Source organism: Baekduia sp. (assembly GCF_035685985.1).
Lineage (GTDB): Bacteria > Actinomycetota > Thermoleophilia > Solirubrobacterales > Solirubrobacteraceae > Baekduia.
In genome coordinates this window covers 1-3,130 of the sequence record NZ_DASRZV010000018.1, presented here as the reverse complement: position 1 = coordinate 3,130, position 3,130 = coordinate 1, and the positions used below count along the sequence as shown (strand labels likewise).

At 69.9% G+C, this 3,130-nt stretch carries 3 protein-coding genes; all 3 read left to right on the top strand.

Annotation, left to right across the window (positions count from 1 at the left end; genetic code table 11):
• Nucleotides 1–97: 97 nt before the first annotated feature.
• Complete coding sequence (locus VFG42_RS10235) at nt 98–1,123, top strand: NAD(P)-dependent alcohol dehydrogenase (RefSeq protein ID WP_349260410.1); 1,026 nt, start codon at nt 98–100, stop codon at nt 1,121–1,123.
• Nucleotides 1,124–1,162: 39 nt separating this feature from the next.
• On the top strand, nt 1,163–2,869 hold the full coding sequence (gene groL / locus VFG42_RS10230) for a chaperonin GroEL (RefSeq protein WP_324907977.1): 1,707 nt from the start codon (nt 1,163–1,165) through the stop codon (nt 2,867–2,869).
• The coding region (locus tag VFG42_RS10225) for an Nramp family divalent metal transporter (RefSeq protein ID WP_414642360.1) at nt 2,862–3,130 on the top strand (269 nt) is incomplete at its 3' end. The genes groL and VFG42_RS10225, both read left to right, overlap by 8 nt.

Sequence of the window (3,130 nt, the reverse complement as noted above, 5' to 3'; positions counted from 1 at the left end):
AGGCCGGGATCGACGCCAACGCCTCGATGTGCTCCGGGATGCTCCGGTATCGATACGCCTCTGGCTAGAACACGCAGACCCTGATCGGGAGGTCTTAGTGAAAGCCGTACGACTGCATGAATTTCACGGCACGCCCGTCGTGGACGACGTGGCCGAGCCGACGATCACCGGGCCGCTGGACGTCATCGTCAAGATCGGCGGGGCCGGCGTGTGCAGGACCGACCTGCACATCATCGAGGGGCAGTGGGATGAGCGGATGCATACGCCGCTGCCGTACGTCCTCGGGCATGAGAATGCCGGGTGGGTGCACGAGGTCGGCTCCGCCGTGACCAACGTCGCCGTCGGCGACACCGTGATCCTGCATCCGACGCCTACCTGCGGGCTGTGCCGCGCCTGCCGCGCGGGCGACGACATGCACTGCGAGAACTCCTCGTTCCCCGGGCTGTCCACCGACGGCGGGATGGCCGAGTACCTGCTGACGTCGGCGCGGGCCTGCGTGAAGCTCGAGCCGTCAACGCAGCCGCAGGACGTCGCCGCGCTCGCCGACGCGGGGATCACCGCCTACCACGCCGTGAAGAAGGCCATCCCGCTGGCCTATCCAGGGACTACCTGCGTCGTGATCGGGGCCGGCGGGCTCGGGCATATCGGGGTTCAGTGCCTCGCGGCGCTCTCCGCGACGCGGATCATCGTCGTCGACCGGAACCCTGACGCGCTCAAGCTCGCCGAGCAGATCGGCGCCGACGTCACCGTCGTCGCCGACGGCGGGCATGTCGCCGCTGTCCAGGACCTGACCGGCGGGAATGGGGCGGACGTCGTGCTCGACTTCGTCGCCGAGCAGGGAGCCGAGATGGACGGGTGGAACATGACCGCGCCCGCCGGGTCGTACTTCGTCATCGGGTACGGCGGCACGGTGCACATCCCGACGCTCGACATCATCTCCACCGAGCGGAACGTCATCGGCAACATCGTCGGCACCTACAACGACCTGGCCGAGCTGATGGCGCTCGCGCAAAGCGGCAAGGTCACCCTGCACACCAAGACGTATCCGCTGACCGCCGCGCCGGACGCGCTCGCCGACCTGGACGCCGGCCGCGTCCGCGGCCGGGCGATTCTCGTCCCGTAGTCACGACGTGTCCGTTCGGAAGAAAGCTGAGGAGCACTGATGGCGAAGGAATTGCGCTTCGGGGCGGAGGCACGCGGCCTGCTGCTCGCGGGCGTGGACCAGCTGGCCGAGGCGGTGAAATCCACGCTCGGGCCTAAGGGCCGCAACGTCATCCTGGAGAAGATCACCGGGTCGCCGGTCGTGACCAACGACGGCGTCACGATCGCGCGCGAGATCTTCCTCAAGGACCAGTTCGAGAACATGGGCGCGCAGCTCGTCAAGGAAGCCGCGATCAAGACCAACGACGTGGTCGGCGACGGCACCACCACCGCGACCGTGCTCGCCCAGGCGATCGTGCGGGAGGGCATGCGCGCGATCGACGGCGGCGCGAACCCGGTGCTGGTCAAGCGCGGCATCGACCTCGCGGTCGGGCGGCTCGTCGAGTACCTGCAGTCGGTCGCGCACCCGGTCAGTTCCGAGGAGGACTTCCGGCGGGTCGCGGCGATCTCGGCCAACGACGACGACGCGGTGGGCGAGGTGATCGCCAAGGCGCTGCACACGGTCGGCGACGCGGGCATCGTGACCGTCGAGGACTCCCCCGCGTCCGGCATGGGGGTCGACTTCGTCGAGGGATTCCAGTTCGACAACGGCTACCTGTCGCCGTACCTGGTGACGTCGCCCGCGTCGCTCGAGGCCATCGTCGACGACCCGTACATCCTGCTGTGCAGCGAGAAGATCAGCAAGGTGCAGCAGCTCATGCCGCTGCTCGACAAGGTCATGCGGGCGCCGCGGCCGCTGGTGATCATCGCGGAGAACGTCGAGGGCACCGCGCTGTCGATGCTGGTGCACAACCACGTCAACGGCATCTTCCAGTGCGTGGCGGTGCGCGCGCCCGGGTTCGGCGACCGGCGGCTGCACAAACTGGAGGATATTGCCGCTCTCACGGGCGGCGCGGTGTACTCGCGGCACGCCGGGTTCTCCCTGGAGACGATGACCGTCGAGCAGCTCGGGCGGGCCAGGCAGGTGCGGGTGACCGCGGACAACACCGCGATCATCGGCGGCGGCGGGTCGGCCGAGGCCGTGGAGTTCCGGCTGGCGCAGCTGCGAGCGGAGCTCGAGCGGGCTACGTTCGGGATCGACGAGGACGTGCTGACCGAGCGCATCGGTGCGCTGTCCGGCCAGGTCGCCGTGATCCGCGTCGGGGCGGCCACCCCCGCGGAGCTGAAGGAACTGCGGCACCGGGTCGAAGACGCGCTGGCCGCGACGCGGGCCGCGATGGCGGAGGGGATCGTCGCGGGCGGCGGAGCGGCTCTGCTGCACGCCATGCCTTCCCTGGACGACGGCGTGGCCGGCGACTCGGACATCACCGGGGACTACAAGGTCGGCGTCGGCATCGTCCGGCACGCGCTTGCCGAACCGGCGACGCTGATCGCGTCGAACGCGGGCTTCCCGGCCGCGGACGTGATCGGGCAGACCGCGGCGCTCGGGCCCGACGACGGGTTCGACGCGCTCAGCGGGCGGCACGGGAACATGATCGCGATGGGCATCGTCGACCCGCTGCGCGTCGTCCGCTCGGCGCTGCAGAACGGCGCCTCGGTGGCCGGGCTGCTGCTCACGACCAACACGCTGGTCGCCGAGGAGCAGACGCCGTGGGGCGGCTCGCCCGCCCTGATGACCGAGTACGGGTCGCTGGACGAGGGCCTGCACCAGCCGTCGCCCGACGCGTCGACGCCGCAGTCACTGGGGCTTGGACCGTCGGTTGGTTGATACCGTCCTAGCCGCTCAGCAGGCCCTGGCGGGCGAACGCCGGGGCCTGCGGGCTCTCCTGCCCTTTCTCGGCCCTGCGTTCATCGCGGCCGTCGCCTACGTCGACCCGGGGAACTTCGCGACGAACATGGCGAGCGGCGCGCAGTTCGGCTATGCGCTGGGCTGGGTGGTGCTGACCGCGAACCTGTTCGCGATGCTCATCCAGACGCTGTCCGCGAAGCTGGGCATCGCGACCGGGCAGTCGCTGCCCGAGGTGTGCCG